Origin of the sequence: Streptomyces cinereospinus (assembly GCF_042430725.1) — a bacterium.
GTDB classification, from domain to species: Bacteria; Actinomycetota; Actinomycetes; order Streptomycetales; family Streptomycetaceae; genus Streptomyces; species Streptomyces cinereospinus.
Genome location: NZ_JBHMCY010000024.1, coordinates 79,727 through 95,896 on the forward strand (window position 1 = coordinate 79,727; position 16,170 = coordinate 95,896).

Annotated in this window: 13 protein-coding genes and 1 pseudogene; 4 read left to right on the forward strand and 10 right to left on the reverse strand. The window is 73.9% G+C overall.

The genetic code is table 11. From position 1 onward, the window contains the following. Positions 1 to 105 precede the first annotated feature (105 nt). Positions 106 to 1,305: an FAD-dependent monooxygenase gene (locus ACFF45_RS15115; RefSeq protein ID WP_381346537.1), complete on the forward strand. Its 1,200-nt coding sequence runs from the start codon at positions 106 to 108 to the stop codon at positions 1,303 to 1,305. An 8-nt stretch (positions 1,306 to 1,313) separates the two neighbouring features. Here the strand turns inward: ACFF45_RS15115 and ACFF45_RS15120 are convergent. Continuing rightward, positions 1,314 to 3,037: pseudogene (locus ACFF45_RS15120) on the reverse strand (cholesterol oxidase substrate-binding domain-containing protein). Between the two features lie 135 nt (positions 3,038 to 3,172). Between ACFF45_RS15120 and ACFF45_RS15125 the strand changes: the two are divergent. Both ACFF45_RS15125 and ACFF45_RS15130 read left to right on the forward strand, forming a co-directional pair. Beyond that, entirely contained in the window at positions 3,173 to 4,156 is a 984-nt protein-coding gene (locus ACFF45_RS15125) for an aldo/keto reductase (protein WP_381346538.1), read from the forward strand. 62 nt (positions 4,157 to 4,218) lie between these two features. Further along, on the forward strand, positions 4,219 to 4,716 hold the full coding sequence (locus ACFF45_RS15130) for a DUF6328 family protein (RefSeq protein ID WP_381346539.1): 498 nt from the start codon (positions 4,219 to 4,221) through the stop codon (positions 4,714 to 4,716). Positions 4,717 to 4,738: 22 nt separating this feature from the next. On the opposite strand, the gene ACFF45_RS15135 is transcribed toward ACFF45_RS15130, so the two are convergent. The 8 genes from ACFF45_RS15135 to ACFF45_RS15170 form a co-directional block, all read right to left on the reverse strand. Next, a complete protein-coding gene (locus tag ACFF45_RS15135; protein ID WP_381346540.1) occupies positions 4,739 to 5,404 on the reverse strand; it encodes a DUF2238 domain-containing protein in 666 nt (221 codons plus the stop codon). Between the two features lie 164 nt (positions 5,405 to 5,568). Next, entirely contained in the window at positions 5,569 to 5,994 is a 426-nt protein-coding gene (locus ACFF45_RS15140; protein ID WP_381346541.1) for an SsgA family sporulation/cell division regulator, read from the reverse strand. A 104-nt stretch (positions 5,995 to 6,098) separates the two neighbouring features. Further along, entirely contained in the window at positions 6,099 to 7,070 is a 972-nt protein-coding gene (locus ACFF45_RS15145) for an LLM class F420-dependent oxidoreductase (RefSeq protein WP_381346542.1), read from the reverse strand. Between the two features lie 454 nt (positions 7,071 to 7,524). Next, complete coding sequence (locus ACFF45_RS15150; RefSeq protein ID WP_381346543.1) at positions 7,525 to 8,202, reverse strand: AIM24 family protein; 678 nt, start codon at positions 8,200 to 8,202, stop codon at positions 7,525 to 7,527. 79 nt (positions 8,203 to 8,281) lie between these two features. After that, a complete protein-coding gene (locus ACFF45_RS15155) occupies positions 8,282 to 9,793 on the reverse strand; it encodes a CAP domain-containing protein (protein WP_381346544.1) in 1,512 nt (503 codons plus the stop codon). A 461-nt stretch (positions 9,794 to 10,254) separates the two neighbouring features. After that, positions 10,255 to 10,611, reverse strand: a complete 357-nt coding sequence (locus ACFF45_RS15160; protein ID WP_381346545.1) for a UBP-type zinc finger domain-containing protein — start codon at positions 10,609 to 10,611, stop codon at positions 10,255 to 10,257. After that, positions 10,608 to 12,068, reverse strand: a complete 1,461-nt coding sequence (locus ACFF45_RS15165) for an ATP-binding protein (protein WP_381346546.1) — start codon at positions 12,066 to 12,068, stop codon at positions 10,608 to 10,610. The genes ACFF45_RS15160 and ACFF45_RS15165 overlap by 4 nt, the downstream gene beginning before the upstream one ends. Further along, the gene (locus tag ACFF45_RS15170; protein WP_381346547.1) at positions 12,065 to 13,741 is read right to left on the reverse strand and encodes an NAD(P)/FAD-dependent oxidoreductase; all 1,677 of its coding nucleotides are present in this window, start codon (positions 13,739 to 13,741) and stop codon (positions 12,065 to 12,067) included. The genes ACFF45_RS15165 and ACFF45_RS15170 overlap by 4 nt, the downstream gene beginning before the upstream one ends. A gap of 195 nt (positions 13,742 to 13,936) precedes the next feature. Here ACFF45_RS15170 and ACFF45_RS15175 point away from each other — a divergent pair, with 195 nt between their 5' ends. Then, the gene (locus tag ACFF45_RS15175; RefSeq protein WP_381346548.1) at positions 13,937 to 14,806 is read left to right on the forward strand and encodes a universal stress protein; all 870 of its coding nucleotides are present in this window, start codon (positions 13,937 to 13,939) and stop codon (positions 14,804 to 14,806) included. A 1-nt stretch (position 14,807) separates the two neighbouring features. On the opposite strand, the gene ACFF45_RS15180 is transcribed toward ACFF45_RS15175, so the two are convergent. Further along, positions 14,808 to 16,073 carry a DUF4032 domain-containing protein gene (locus ACFF45_RS15180; RefSeq protein WP_381346549.1) on the reverse strand — a complete coding sequence of 422 codons (1,266 nt, stop codon included), beginning with the start codon at positions 16,071 to 16,073 and terminating at the stop codon, positions 14,808 to 14,810. Positions 16,074 to 16,170: the final 97 nt, after the last annotated feature.

Genomic DNA, 16,170 nt, shown 5'->3' on the forward strand with positions numbered 1-16,170 from the left:
CGGGAGCGGGGAGAACCGGCGCGATCGCGGAGGTGATCACAACGGTATCCGGACTGCTACCCTGCGTCGCATTATGGTCGCTCTGTGTGGTTACCGGGAGGGTGCGTGAAGGTCGTCTGCGTCGGTGGCGGGCCCGCCGGCCTGTATCTCGCGATCCTGCTCAAGCGGCAGGACCCGGCCCATGACGTCACCGTCCACGAACGCGACGCCGAGGGTTCGACCTACGGCTGGGGCGTGACGTACTGGCGCGGACTGCTCGACCGGCTCCACGAGCACGACCCCGAGTCCGCCCGCGCCCTCGACGCGCACTCCGTGCGCTGGGACGAGGGCGTCGCCCACGTCCGGGACCTGACCACGCGTCACCGCGGCGACCAGGGCCACGGCATCGGGCGCCACCGGCTCCTGGAGATCCTCACCGACCGGGCCCGCGCCCTCGGCGTCCACGTGGCCCACGAGCACGAGGTCGGCCCCGACCGGCTGCCCGCCGCCGACCTGGTCGTGGCCGCCGACGGCGTGGGCAGCGTCCTGCGCGCCCGGCACGCCGGCCACTTCGGCACGGAGGTCACGACCGGCCGCAACCGCTACATCTGGCTCGGCACCACCAAGGTCTTCGACGCCTTCACCTTCGCCTTCGTCGAGACCGGGCACGGCTGGATCTGGTGCTACGGCTACCCGTTCGACGGCGGGCGCAGCACCTGCGTCGTCGAGTGCGCCCCGGAGACCCTCACCGGCCTGGGCCTGGACCGCGCGGACGAGGCCGAGGCGCTCACCCTGCTGGAGCAGCTCTTCGCCACCGTCCTGGACGGCCACCGGCTGATCGGCGGCGCCTCGGCCCGGGGCGGCGCCCAGTGGCTGACCTTCCGCACCCTCACCAACCGCACCTGGTACCGCGGCAACCTCGTCCTGGTCGGCGACGCCGCCCACACCACGCACTACTCGATCGGCGCCGGCACCACCCTCGCCCTGGAGGACGCCATCGTCCTGGCCGCCGCCCTGCGCGAGCACGCAGCCCTCCCGCAGGCCCTCGCCCGCTACGAACGAGAGCGCATGTCGGCCCTGCTGCCCGCGCAGAGCGCCGCCCGCCACAGCGCCCAGTGGTACGAGGACCTGCCGCGCTACATCCACCTGCCGCCCGAGCGCATGTTCGCCCTGCTGGGCCAGCGGCACTCGCCCCTGCTGCCGTACGTCCCGCCGCAGCTGTACTACCGGCTCGACCGCGCGGCCGGGCAACTGGAGACCCTGCGCCGGTTCAAGCGCTGGCTGGGCCCCAAGCTCGCCCGCGCGGCCCACGGCCGCACCCCGTAGGGGGTGTCTCAGCCCAGCAGCCGCCGCAGGAACGCGTTGCTGACACGCGGTGCGGGTCGAGCCGGTCCAGGACACCGGCCGCCCGCCCCCACCCGCCGTCCCCGAAGGAGGCGGGCACCGCCGTGCCGATCACGTCCGCGTCCTGCCACGCCTCCGTCTCGGTGTACGCCCAGCCCTTGGACCACTCGACCCGGGCGAGCGCGTGCCCGCCCTCGGACCGGCCGTCGTACCGGCCGAACAGGAACTGCTCCAGCTCGCGCAGGAACGCCGCCGCGTACGGCGTCCCCGGCAGCGTCGGCACGTCCAGCCACACCGCCACGTCCCACTCGGGGCGGCCTCCACCGGCCGCACCGCCGACAGCGACGGGGCCCGCGCCCCGGCCAGTCCGGCGTCGGCGGGGTCGTCCAGGCCGGTCACCCGGATCTCCACGGAACCGTTGACCGGGAACCGGCCCCGCGCGGCGTGCGCCGTCAGCAACTCCCGGTAGAAGGCGGTGAACTCGTGGACGACCCGCTGGACCCGCCCCGCGAGGTGAGCACCGCGTACCCGTTGGCGTGCACCCGGAGGGTGGCCGGCCTCAGGTACAGCAGGGTGTTCTTCGACGGCCCCCAGATGTCGCCGGACGCCGTGGTCACCAGCCCGAGCGCGGCCACGTCGTACTGCAGGGCGCCCAGCACCGGCGCCAGCGACCAGGCGCGCCCTCCGCCACGATCCGCCCGACGAGGTCCGCGACCGGTTCCGGAACACTGTCCGAGAAGGGGTAGTTGTACGGCGACGACACCCGCCGTGAGGTCAGCGGCCGCGTCGGTGACACGCTCCACACCTTCAGCCACGGACGCTCGGTGAAGGCGAACCAGATGGTCTCCACCCGTCCCGACGCGTCGAGGAAGCTCTCGAACGTCCGCCCCCCGGAGCCGGGCGCCGCGAACAACTCGCCCGCCGGGATGTCGACGCGGCTGACGCACCGCAGGGTGGTGCCGGCACCCACCCGCAGGACGGCCTCGGTCACCAGCGCCCGCCCGAGATGCGTGAGCAGCGCCGCGCAGTCGGCCTCGTCACGCCGGAAGGTGCGCAGCACGTAGGCGTCGCTGCCCTCGTCCCAGACCACCGCGGTGAGCGACAGCACCAGATTGCTCAGCGACCCGTACGTGTGCCCCGGCAGCCGCTGCTCGCCCCGCGCCGGGACGGCCGCGCCGTGCCCGTCGACGGCCAGGGCGCCGCCCAGCGTGAGGTTGCCGGGGGCGGGCACGGCCGTGAGACCGAGCCCGTGGTCCTCCAGATACGTCAGCAGCGCCTCCGTCGTGACCCCGGCGCCGGCGCGCACGGCCGAGGCACCGTCGAGGGCGAGGCCGGTGAGGTGCCGGGCGGTGTCGACCAGGAGGACGGGCGGGTCGGGAGGCGTCCCCTCGGGGACGGTCAGCGGGGACCAGCCGTGCGCGGCGCCCCGGGCGCGGACCCGCCGGCCCTGCCGCCGGGCCCAGTTGACGACGTCGACCGCCTGCCGCGGGCCGGCCGGCGCGCAGGCCCACAGGCCGGTGGCGGTGATCTCGCCGGACCAGTTCCGGTACCCCGTCCGGTACAGGTCGACGTCGGCGGGGAAGCCGGGCAACTCCGCCGCGGCGGCCGCCGGACCGGCCGCCGGCACGGCGGGGGCGGCGGACAGCGCGGCGGCGGTGCGCAGGAAGCCGCGGCGGGTCCAGGGGGCGGGTTCTTCGGCCGGGCCATCGGTCACGTGTTCACGCTGGGACGATGCGGCCGCGTGTCGTTCACCTGCCGCGTTCGATCACTCGTGTGAGTGACGGAACGTCCGGAGGGGGCCACGGTGGCCGCTGCCGCCCACGCCGGTGACAGGTGACAGACTGACGTCATGGAACAGCGTGGATTCGGCAGGTCGGGTCAGCATGCGTCGGTCGTCGGGCTCGGCACCTGGCAACTGGGCGCCGACTGGGGGGACGTCGACGACAAGGAGGCCCTGGCGGTCCTGGAGGCGGCGGCCGAGTCGGGGGTGACCTTCTTCGACACCGCCGACGTGTACGGCGACGGGCGCAGCGAGCAGACCATCGCCGCGTTCCTCGGCGGCCGGCCGGACCTGCACGTCCTGGTCGCGACCAAGATGGGCCGCCGGGTCGAGCAGATCCCCGCCAACTACGTCCTGGACAACTTCCGCGTCTGGAACGACCGGTCCCGGCGCAACCTCGGCGTCGACCGCATCGACCTGGTGCAGCTGCACTGCCCGCCCACGCCCGTCTACTCCTCGGACGAGGTCTTCGACGCCCTCGACACCCTGGTCGAGGAGGAGCGCGTCGCGGCGTACGGGGTGAGCGTGGAGACCTGCGCCGAGGCGCTCACCGCGATCGCCCGGCCGAACGTGGCGAGCGTGCAGATCATCCTCAACCCGTTCCGGATGAAGCCGCTGCGCGAGGTGCTGCCCGCCGCCCGGGAGGCCGGCGTCGGCATCATCGCCCGGGTGCCGCTGGCCTCGGGCCTGCTGTCCGGCAAGTACACCAAGGACACCCTCTTCCCGGAGAACGACCACCGCACCTACAACCGGCACGGCGAGGCGTTCGACCAGGGCGAGACCTTCTCCGGTGTGGACTACGCCACCGGAGTCGAGGCCGCCGCCGAGTTCTCCGCCCTCGCCCCCGAGGGGTACACCCCGGCCCAGCTCGCCCTGCGCTGGATCGTCCAGCAGCCCGGTGTCACCACCGTGATCCCCGGCGCCCGCTCCGCGGCGCAGGCCCGCGCCAACGCGGCCGCCGCCGCGCTGCCCGCCCTGCCCGAGGCCACGCTCACCGCGATCGAGGAGCTCTACCGCGGCCGAATCGAGCACCAGGTCGAAACTCGCTGGTAGCGGTGCGCTTCACGGGGCACCCGGTGAGAACGGACTTTTGGCCATTCTCACCGGGAGGAACCGTGTCGACCGCGGAAAGCAGTGTGCACCGGCCCAGGGGGCGCAACGAGACCGAGGAGGAGAGAGCCGACCGCATGTGGGTCGAGCTCATCCAGGAGGTCCGTGTCGCGCAGATGGGCGTCCAGATCCTGTTCGGCTTCCTGCTGACCGTCGTCTTCACCCCGACCTTCACGGACCTGTCGGACACGGACCGGCGGATCTACATCGTGACCGTGGTCCTCGGGGCGGCGGCGACCGGCGCGCTGATAGGGCCGGTGTCCCTGCACCGCCTCGTCTCCGGCCGCCGGGTGAAACCGCAGGCGGTGACGTGGGCCTCCCGGCTGACCGTGGTGGGCCTGATCCTGCTGCTCGCCACCATGGTCTGCTCCCTGCTGCTGATCCTGCGGGTGGCGACCCACGACCCGTACGTGCCGTGGCTGGTCACGGGAATCGTCGTGTGGTACGTGCTGTGCTGGTTCGTGCTGCCGATCTGGACCCGGCGCCGCTACACGAGTCACTGACGCGCCGGAGCCGCTACACGGGTCACTGACGCGCCGGCGCGCGCAGGTGCCGGTCGTGGAGCCGGCTGAGCAGGAGGAGCGAGGCGGTGGCGCCGACGAGGGCGCAGAACATGTCCCACTGCGTGTCCCACACATCGCCCTGTGTGGCCAGGAAGGCGTCCGCCGCCTCCCCTCCGATCACGGCAGCCGCCCACTCCAGCATCTCGAAGACCGCGCTGAAGGCGAGGCAGGCGCACACGGTCAGCGGCGCCAGCCAGCGGCTCCCGCGCAGCGGCGAGGTGCGCACGAGCAACTCCCGTACCAGGATCGCGGGTACGAAACCCTGCATCAGGTGGCCGAAGCGGTCGTAGGGGTTGCGCTCCAGGCCGAGGGTGTCGCGCACCCAGTCGCCGAGCGGCACCTGCGCGTACGTGTAGTGGCCGCCCACCACCAGGACCAGCGCGTGCGCGGCGAGGAGGCAGCACAGCAGGCCGGTCATCGGGAACCGGCGCCAGGTCAGGAAGAGCAGCGGCAGCCCGGCGATCACCCACACCGTCTCCAGGAACCAGGTCGCCCGGTCGTGCGGCTCCCACGCGGAGACCGCCAGCGCGGCGACCACGGACCCGGCGAGCAGCAGGGGCAGACGCCGGCCCCGACGGGCGCCGGACTGCGGCGGGAGCGGTCGTGGAGCGGGGCTGACAGCGGACATGGGCGCTCTCCTCTTCGTGGCAGCCCCCATCGTGGCGTCGCCGTCCGACCGCGGCATGAGTACGGCTACTCAACTCGCACCCGGGCGCCGGGACGCGGACCGATGTGCGCTGCCCGGCACGGTGATCGGGCACCGGGTCGGCCGCTCGGCACCCGGCAGCGCGGTCAGCCCTCGGCGATGACCTCGGCCAGGAAGTCGTCGACCTGGATCCGCTCGCTCCCGGGCGCGACGACCTCATGGGTCTGGCGCAGGAACGCCTCGACGGCCGGGGCCCAGGCGAACACCACCGCGTGGTGGCGTTCGCCGTCGGACCGGGCGTCGCCGAGGAACTCCATGCGCAGTTCCTCCCACACCCCCGTCGACTCCGGGCGGAACCGCACGTCGCCCATGCCGACGGGTCGCCGCAGGCCGTCCAGCACCATCTCGCGGTCCAGCCGCCACTGGGCCAGGACATGTCCGTCGTGACTGAACACCGCCGTCACGGCGAACGGGTCGTCGGCGTCGTAGCTGAGGTGGGCGAGCACCGGGAACCGGTCCGTGGCGCCCGCCTGGAGCTGCATGACCAACGTCTTGTGCACTTGGGGGTTCACGAGGGGGCCTCCGAGGAGAACGGTCGTAGAGACCTCTAGTACCCCCGTCTCGCGCGTGATGCTCAGTCGTGCGGGTGTTTATCCGGTGCCGTGTGCGGGGCCGGTCAGCCGAGGGCGTCACGCAGCGCCGGCAGCAGGGTCTTCGCCGACCAGTCCAGGTACTCCGGCTGCGAGTCCCCGCCGATCTGCACCAGGGCGATCTCCGTGAACCCGGCCTCGGCGTACGGACGGACGGCCGCCACGAAGTCCTCCGGGTCGTCGCCGCACGGGATCGACCCGGCGACGTCGTCGGGGGAGACGAACCGGGTGGCCGACTCGAACGCGTCCGGGTGCGGCAGCTCGGAGTTGACCTTCCAGCCACTGCCGAACCAGCGGAACTGCGCGTGCGCCCGCTGCACCGCCGCGTCCCGGTCGGTGTCGTAGCAGACCGGCAGCTGGCCCACGCGCGGCTTGCCCGTGCCGCCGTGCCGGTCGAAGGCCTCCAGCAGGCCCGCCTCGGGTTCGGTGGCGATGACGAGGTCGGCCAGCCGGCCCGCCAGCGCGCAGGAGCGCTCGCCGGACACGGCGACTCCGAGCTGCGGCGGCTCGTCGGGCAGGTCCCACAGCCGGGCCGACTCCACGTCGAAGTGCGTGCCGCGATGGTTGACATGACCGCCCGCGAAGAGCGCCCGGATGATCTCGACCGCTTCCTCCAGCATCTCGTGGCGCACGTCGACGGACGGCCAGCCGCCGCCCACCACGTGCTCGTTGAGGTTCTCGCCCGATCCCAGACCCAGCCGGAAGCGGCCCTGCGACAGCAACTGCATGGTCGCCGCCTTCTGCGCCACCACCGCCGGGTGGTAGCGGAAGGTCGGGCAGGTCACGTAGGTCATCAGCGGGATGCGTCGCGTCGCCTGGGCCGCCGCGCCCAGCACGCTCCAGGCGTACGGCGAGTGACCCTGCGAGCGCAGCCACGGGAAGTAGTGGTCCGAGGTCACCGAGAAGTCGAACCCCGCCTCCTCGGCCCGCACGACGTGGTCCACCAGGTCACGGGGGCCCGCCTGCTCGGTCATCATCGTGTATCCGATTTGCACCATAGAGCGCGAGTTTCCGCGTGCGGCGAGCGGAAACGGCACAGAAACGGTCGGGAAGGGGCCGGTGGGGTGGGCGTCATCGGTCGCCGCCCGGCCGGAAGGCGCGCAGGAAGGCGTCCCGGGCCCGGCGGTTCCCGGCCACGTCCCAGTCCCCGGCCCGGCCCTGGTCGTCCAGCGCAGGGGGGCGGCCACCGCGACCGTGACCACGGTCAGGTTCCTCCCGGCGAGCAGGACCCGGCTGCCGCCCGCCGGGATGGCGGCGTGCAGGTCGGTGGTGTACGTGCGGCGCAACCGGGGGCCGGCGCGGGTGCCCGTGGTCGTCCTCGCCGAACGCCTGGCCCTCACCTGTCCCAGAGGTACGCGGTGCGCCGCGGAGTGTGGTCACCGCGCGGGGCATGCGTCGGCCCCGCGCCGCACTTCTGGCGTTCCGTCAGTCGCGAGGGCTTTCCCGGCGTGCTCAGTGCTGCTGGGCCTTGTGCTGCGTCACCTCGCTCGGCCGGACGACCACGTGCCCCTCACCCTGGAGCACGAGCTGGACGGCCTCCCCTGACCCGCCGCGCAGCATCGAGCCGATGGACTGCGAGCGGTGCAGGGACGTCTGCAGGCCGGCGGTCCAGCCGACGACCGCGTCCGTGTCGACGTACACCGGGTACTGCGCGGAGACGGGGATGACGAGCGGGTTGCCGTCGCACACCAGGCCGAGTCTGCCCTGCCCGCTGAACACGCTGTTGAACAGCCCGCCGCCGGTGACGCCGGCCCCCTTCACGGTGGCGATCCGGTACGACAGCGAGGCGTCGAAGCAGAGGACGTTGCGGCCGTTGACGGTGAACTCGTCGCCGGGCTCGACCTCGACGAGGAAGCAGTTCTGCGCCTCGTGCGCGAACCAGGCCTCACCCTGGCCGCGCACCGCCATCAGGGGCAGTCCCTCGCCGGTGACCGCGCGCTTGAGCATGCCGCCCACGCCCTGGCCCTTGCGCTCGAACGCGAGGTTGCCGCGGTAGGCGATCATCGCGCCCTGCCGGGCCAGCATCTCGCCGTCGACCGCGTACTTGATGCACTTGGCGTTCTCGACCGTCATGCCCGGCGCCTGGGCGGGCCGGACCATGTGCTCGCTGGAAAAGAGGTCACCCTTCATGCGGGCATCCTGTCCGGTCTGCGCCGCTCTGCCAACCTCGCCTGCCCGGACTGCGGGCGGTGGGCCCGTTCCCCGACGCTCAGTCACCGCCGAAGAGCTGTGTCCAGTACGTCCCCGCCCGGCCGCCGCCGGCGAATCCGACGCCGATGTGCGTGAAGCCGGGCCTGAGGATGTTGGCGCGGTGGCCGGGGCTGTTCAGCCAGCCGGTCACCACGTCGGCGGGGGAGCGCTGGCCGCAGGCGATGTTCTCGCCGATCGACCGGCGGGCGGAGCCGGCGGCCGCGGCCCGGTCCCAGGGCCGGCTGCCGTCGGGGGCGGTGTGCGAGGAGAAGTCGCGGGCCACCATGTCGGCGCTGTGCGCCTGCGCGGCCCTGGTCAGCACCGGGTCGGAGGCCAGGGGCGGCAGGCCGGCGCGGGCGCGGGCGCGGTTGGTGAGGTCGATGACGTCGGCCGCCGTGCGGGACAGGCCCGCCGGGGTGAGCGGTGCGGCCCACAGCGCCGTCCAGTACGTGGTCCCGCGGGGGGCGTCGGCGCGGGCCACCCCGGCGTGCGTGAACGACGGGTCCGTCAGGGTGCGGCGGAGGCCGTCCGTGCGCAGGCAGTGGTCGATGAACTCGGCGGGCGTACGCGGGCCGGAGACCAGATGCTCGCCGATGGTGAGGTACGTGTATCCGGCCGCGGTGACGCGCCGGTGCACGGAGACGCCGTCGCGGCCCTCCACACCGAGCCGGTCCTCGGCCGCCATGGCGGTGGCGTGCTGCCGGGCGGCCGCGGTGAGCCGGGCGTCGAGCAGGACGGGTGGTGCACCGGCGCGCTCGCGGGCCGGGTTGACGAGGGCGAGGAGGCCGTGGGGGTCGGGGGCGGACGGGGGGAGGGGAGGGGGGTTCGGCGGACGTGGGGGGCGTGTGGCGGGGGCGGCGGGTGCGGGGCCGGGAAGGTCCGGTCCGGTGGTAGCGGCCGCAGTGCGGGGCGGGCGGGCGGTGGAGCCGGCGGGTGCGGGCCTGGGGATGCCGGCCGACCGATCGGCGGCCGGGGGCCCGGGCACGTCCGTCGCGGCCGCGGCTTGGGTTCTGACGGTCCGCGGAGGGCCCGGCGTGGTGGCGGGCGTGTCCTCGTCCGTGACGTCGACGCCGAAGTCGCGGGCCAGACCGGCGAGTCCGTCGGCGTAGCCCTGTCCCAGCGCACGCACCTTCCAGCCCGGTCCGCGCCGGTACAGCTCGGCGAGGAGGAGCACCGTCTCCTGCCCGGGGCGCGAGGGCGTGAACCGGGCCAGGTGGCGGCCGTCCGGGCCGGTGACGAACAGCGTCGGCACCGGGAGGCGGCCCAGCGGGGTGCCGGGGTCCGCGCCGCTGACGACGACGGTGACACGGGTGGCTCCGGGGCGCAGCCGCGGCGGGTCGACGGTCAGCGCGTCGCCGCGCAGGGCGACGCCCGGGGCGGCCGGCTGGTTGTAGAACACGAAGTCGCCGTCACCGCCGACCGTGCCGCTGTCGTCGGTGATGAGCGCGGACACGTCGAAGGGGCCGGGAACCCGCACGGTCAGGGCGCCGCCCGGGAGCGGCAGGTTGCCTCCCGCGGCCAACTCGCTCATGGTGCCACCCTGCTGGTGCGGTCGTCGTGGTGGTCGGAGGTCGGGGGTGTCGCCCGGACAACGCGCACCGGTGCGCGGCGGTTCCCCGAGGCGGCGCGCCGGTGGCCGCGCCGCCCCACCCGCTCATGCCCTCACAGCGGCAACGGCGCCGACCGCACCGGCGTCGCGGCGGGCAGGCTCGCACTGGTGTCGCGGCGGGCAGGCTCGCACCGGCGTCGCGGCGGGCAGGCCCGCACCGGCGTCACGGCGGGCGACCAGGCCCGCCGTGTCAGGGCGCGGCCGGCCGCACGGCGTCCGCCCTCGTCGGCACGCGCCCCGCACCCGCCTCGTCCCGCGGGCGACCACGCCGCTCCCCTGTGGGGGACGACCACGCCCGCCGCGTCAGGGCGCGGGCAGCCGCGCGGCCGGTCGCACGGCGGATCCGCCCTCGTCGGCACGCGCCCCGCTCCCGCCCCCGGCGTTCAGCCCCGCAGCGTCCGAGCCCAGTCCGCGGGTACCCGGCCGGCCGGCCCGGGCGACGGCTGGTCCGCCGGATGGCTCACCGGTGGCGCGAGTTCGGGCCCGGCCTCGTACATCTCCTGCGTCGCGAAGTTCCAGAACCACTGCTCACCCGGCTCGAAACTCCGCATCACCGGATGCCCCGTGGCCTCGTGGTGCGCGGTGGCGTGCTTCGCGGGCGAGGAGTCGCAGCAGCCGACGTGCCCGCACTGGGCGCAGCGCCGCAGGTGGAACCACCATCCGCCGGCCTCGTCGCACTCCGCGCACCCGTTGCCGCTGGGCGGGACACTCGGGTCGATACCGCTGATGTCACTGGTCACGCCGACTCCTCGGGGGCCGTCTCGTCCTCGGTGGCGGTGAGCGGAAGCAGCACCTGGAACCGCGTGTCGCCCGGCACGGACTCCACCAGGAGGCTGCCGTGGTGCTTGTTGACCACGATCCGCCAGGAGATGTCCAGCCCGAGCCCGGTGCCCTCGCCCACCGGCTTGGTGGTGAAGAAGGGGTCGAAGATGCGGTCCCGGATCTCCGGCGGCACGCCGGGGCCGGTGTCGCGGAACTCCACCAGCAGCCGGTCGTGGTCGAGCCCCGTGCGCACCGTCAGCACCCCCGCGCCGCCCCCGCTGCCGATCGCGGCCACGGCGTTGTCGATCAGGTTGGTCCACACCTGGTTGAGCTCCGCCGGGTAGGCGGGGACCTTCGGGAGCGTACGGTCGTAGTCCTTGACGACCTCGATGTGCCGGCCGATCTTGCCCGACAGCATCAGCAGGGTGCTGTCGAGGAGTTCGTGCACGTCGGCCATGCGGTAGGGGGCGCGGTCGAGTTGCGAGTACTGCTTCGCCGCGTCCACCAGGTGCGAGATCCGGGTGGTGCAGTCCTGGATCTCGTCCATCAGCAGCTCGGTCTCGACCGTGTAGTTGAGCCATCCGATCGCGCCCGGCAGCGTCTCCTCGTCCACGGCCGCGGCGACCTGGTCCAGCCAGTCCAGGTCGAGGCCGGCCTGCACGAAGGTGGGCGCGAGCCGCCAGCCGTCGGGGATGCCGTGGTCGTCGAGCCAGTCGCTGACGGCGTCCTCCCGGTCCGAGGCCTCCAGCGGGCTGAGCGCGGGCGCCTTGCCGACGAGTTCCGCGGTGCGCTCCTGGATCTCGATCAGCTCCGCCAGCGCCTCCCGCGCATACGGTCCCGCGGAGATCACGCCGAGCTTGTGCCGCATCTTCGCCACCCGCTCGCGCAGCGTCGCGGTCGCCCGTACGGCAGCCGCCGCCGGGTTGTTCAGCTCGTGCGTCAGCCCCGCCGACAACGAGCCGAGCGCCAGCAGCCGTTCCCGCTGGCCGATCAACCGCTGGGTGTTCTTCGCACCGAAGAACAGCCCCTCCAGGAGGTGGACCGCCATCGGGAACCACTCCTGCATGATGCTCGCGAACGTGTCGGCGGGCAGCACGAAGAAGCGGGTCGGCTCGGTCACCCGCATCGAGTTGTTGTAGACCTGCCGGACCCGGTCGCCGATGTACGCCTGCATGGCCCCGGCGTACACCCCGCGCTGCGCGGTCCGGGTGACCTCCACGTCGTCCGTGCCGACCCGCCGGTACAGCACGAGCGTGCCCTCCAGCATCACGTAGAAGCAGGTGGCGGGCTCACCCTCGGTGTAGACCGGCCCCGGCTCGAACCGCTCCACCCGCCCCTGCGCGCAGAGCCGTCCGAGCTGCTCGGGGGTGAGCTTCTCGAACAGGAACAGCGAGCCGATCTCCGTGGCGTCGCACGGCAGCAGACGGCCGCTCACGACTGCTCCAGGTACCGGTGGACGAGCATGACGGCCATGGCGCCCTCCCCGACGGCGGAGGCGACGCGCTTGGCGGACTCGGCGCGAGCGTCGCCCGCCACGAAGACGCCGGGCACGCTGGTCTCCAGGTGGTAGGGCGGCCGGTCCAGCTCCCAGCCCGCCGGGGGCCGCCCGTCGGGCGTCAGGTCGGGCCCGGCCAGGATGAACCCGCGCCCGTCGCGCACCACCGTCCCGTCCAGCCAGTCGGTCAGCGGGGCCGCGCCGATGAAGACGAACAGCCACTGCGCGTCGACCTGTTCGGTGTCGCCGGTGGCCACGTCCCGCAGGGTCAGCCGCTCCAGGTGGTCCGAGCCGTGCGCGGCCTCGACGACCGTGCCGCAGCGCACCGAGATGTTCGGCGCCTGCTCGATCTGCTGGATCAGGTAGTGGGACATCGAGGCGGACAGCGACGCGCCGCGCACCAGCAGCGTCACCGACTTGGCGCCCCGGGCCAGGTGCATCGCCGCCTGCCCGGCCGAGTTGGCGCCGCCGACGATGTACACGTCGTGGCCCTCGCAGGCCGCCGCCTCCGTCAGCGCCGACCCGTAGAACACCCCGCAGCCGGTGAGGTCCGCACAGCCGGGCGCCGGCAGCTGCCGGTACGACACCCCGGTCGCCAGGATCACGCTGTGCGCGGCGACCGCCGAGCCGTCGGAGAACCGCACCACCCGGGCGGCGCCGTTGACCTCCAGCCCCGTCACCTCCCGCGTGGTCAGCATCTCGGCGCCGAACTTCGCCGCCTGCCGCCGCGCCCGGTCGGTGAGCTGGGCGCCCGACACGCCGTCGGGGAAACCCAGGTAGTTCTCGATGCGGGAGCTCTGCCCGGCCTGCCCGCCGGTCGCCGACCGCTCCACGAGCACCGTGCGCAGCCCCTCCGACGCCCCGTACACGGCCGCGCCCAGCCCGGCCGGGCCGCCGCCGATCACCACCAGGTCGTAGAAGTCGGCGGTGGGTGTCGTGGCCAGCCCCACGCGGGCGGCGAGTTCGGGGGCCTCCGGCTCGACCAGCGGCGCGCCGTCCGGCGTGACCACCAGGGGCAGCCGCTGCCCGTCCGCCCCGGCGGCGGCCAGCAGCCGCCGTCCCTCGGGCTCGTCGGCCGAGTACCAGCGGTAGGGCACCTGGTTGCGGGCGAGGAACTCCCGTACGTCCGCGGAGCGCGCCGACCAGCGGTGCCCGACGACCTTCGTGCTGGGCACGGGACGGTGGTCGCTGCGCCGCCACGCCTCCAGCAGATCGTCCAGGACGGGGTAGAGCTTCTCCTCGGGCGGGTCCCACGGCTTGAGCAGGTAGTGGTCGAGGTCCACCACGTTGATCGCGTCGATCGCCGCGTTGGTGTCCGCGTACGCGGTCAGCAGCACCCGTCGCGCGCCCGGATACACGTCGAGGGCCTGCTCCAGGAACTCGATGCCGTTCATCTGCGGCATGCGGTAGTCGGCCAGGATCACCGCCACCAGGTCGCCCCGCAGCTTCAGCTCGCGCAGTGCCTGCAACGCGGACTCGCCGGACTCCGCGCGCACGATCCGGTACGACGCGCCGTAGCGCCGTCGCAGGTCCCGGGCGACGGCCCGGGACACCCCCGGATCGTCGTCGACGGTCATGATGACGGTCCGCGCCGCCTCGGCAGCCTGTGCCATTCGTCTCCCACCCCGAGCCTTCGCTGTCAGGGCACGGCAGCCCCGTGGTCACCGCGCCGGCTGCGGCCATCGTATGTTCGATCGCCCCGCCGCGCCCTCCCGCTCCGCGCACCGGTGATGTCCGTGCGGCCCGGACCGGCCGCGTGGGGAAGACTGCACGTGACGGATGTGCACGCGACACGAGGAGGCAGCCGGATGACGCGCCCGATCACCGCAGGGGTGGACGGATCGGAGGAGAGCCTCGCCGCGCTGGCCTGGGCGGGCCGCGAGGCGGTCCGGCGCGACCGGGCGCTGCGGGTGGTGCACGCCTGGCGGTACGAGGCGCACGAGGCGCTGGGGGGCGACCGGCCGACGCAGGCGGGCTGGGTGCGCGACGCCGTCGACGCGGGCGTGCGCACCGTCAGCGGGCGGTACGGCGGCCTGGAGGTGACCACCGACATCGTCGAGGGCGACGTCGTCGACGCGCTGGCCGCCGCGGCGGCCCAGTCCGAGATGCTGGTGCTGGGCTCCCGCGGCCACGGCCGGGTCGTGGGCTTCCTGCTCGGCTCGGTGGGGCAGCAGGTGATCGCCGGGACGCGGCGCCCGGTGGTGCTGGTCCGCTCCGGGGACCGCGCCACCGCCGAGGCGGACGGCCGGGAGATCGTCGTCGGGCAGCAGGGCGACGCGGGCGACAGCGCCGCCGCGCTGGGGTTCGCCTTCGAGACGGCGGCCGCGCGCGGGGCGACGGTGCGGGCGGTACGGGCCTGGACGCTGCCGCCGGTCTTCGCCTACAGCCCCGGCTCGCTGAAGCTGCTCGACGAGGCGGGCGGGCCGGTGCCGTACGAGGAGAAGGCGCTGGCCGACGCGGTGCAGCCGTGGCGGGAGCGGTTCCCGGACGTGCCGGTGGTGGAGCACGTGGAGATGGGCAGCGCGGGCCAGGTCCTGCTGTCGCTGGCCGGTCGCGCCCAGCTGATGGTCGTCGGCCGCCGGGCACGGCGGACGGCCGTGGGAGCGCGGATCGGCTCGGTGGCGCACGGCGTCCTGCACCATGCGGAGTGCCCGGTGGCGGTCGTCCCGCCCGCCTGACTCACTCGGACGCCGGTGCGCCCGGGGGCTTTGCGCCCGGGGTCTGTGCGCCGGCGGTCTGGGGGAGACCCGGCAGGATGTTCTTCACGTAGTCCTCGACGGCCGTGTCGAGGCCGATGTCGTGCTGTGCCCGCTCGGACAGGTACCAGCGGTGTTCGAGCAGCTGGTGGTAGATCTCGGCCGGGTCCATCGCGCCGCGCAGCCCGGGCGGCACGGCGCGCACGGTCGGCCGGAACACCTCCCGCACCCAGCGGTGGGCGAGCACTTCCGGGCGGGCGGTCAGGGGGTCGCCCGGCGCGTGGTCGTCCTGGGTGGCCATCCAGCTCTCCAGGTCGTTCAGCAGCCGCCGGGCCTGGTTCTCCTCGGTGTCCAGCCCGGTCAGCCGCAGCAGCTGGCGCTGGTGGTGGCCGGCGTCGACCACCTTCGGCACGAAGGTGACGGTGTCGCCGTTGGAGGAGTGCTCGATCTGCATCTCGGCCACGTCGAAGCCGAGGTCGTTCAGGCGGCGTATCCGGCGCTCTATGTAGTGGTACTTGCCCGCCGGGTAGACCGAGGTGCGGGTCAGCTCCCGCCACAGGCCGTGGTAGCGGGCGCAGATCTCCGTGCCGAACTCGATCGGGTCGACCGACGGGTGCAGCGCGCCGGACGCCTCCAGGTCGAGCAGCTCGCCGCTGATGTTGACCCGGGCGAGGTCCAGGTCGTAGTCGCGCTGGCCGTCGCTGAGCCGGGGGTGCAGCTCGCCGGTCTCGGCGTCGACCAGATAGGCGGCGTAGGCGCCGGCGTCCCGGCGGAACAGCGTGTTGGACAGCGAGCAGTCGCCCCACGCGAACCCGGCCAGGTGCAGCCGCACCAGCAGCACCGCCAGCGCGTCCATCAGCCGGTGCATGGTCGCCGGGCGCATGGTCGTCTCGAACATCGACCGGTACGGCATCGAACCGCCCAGGTGCCGGGTGATCAGCACCGCCTCCAGCGGGCCGCCCGCCGCGCCGGTGCGGCCGGTGACCACGGCGAGCGCGTCCACCGCGGGGATGCCGAGCCGGTCCAGGTCGCGCAGCAGCTCGTACTCGCGCAGGGCGGGCCGCCGGGCCAGCTCCTTGACCGCGACGACCTCGTCGCCCGCGCGGGCGTAGCGCACCACGTGCCGGGAGATGCCCCGGGGCAGAGGGACGAGATGCTCCTCGGGCCACTCCTCCAGCGGCAGGTGCCACGGCAGCTCCAACAGGACGGCCGGGTGCTCCGGGTTGGTGGCGCTGATCTGCAAAGCCATGGCCTGAGCCTAGTGCCGCGGCAGGTAACGTCGGCCCGTGGCGGAGCGGCGTCCGGTGCCTGCTCTCGGCGTGCCGGCCGGAAGCCCTCGTACGGGA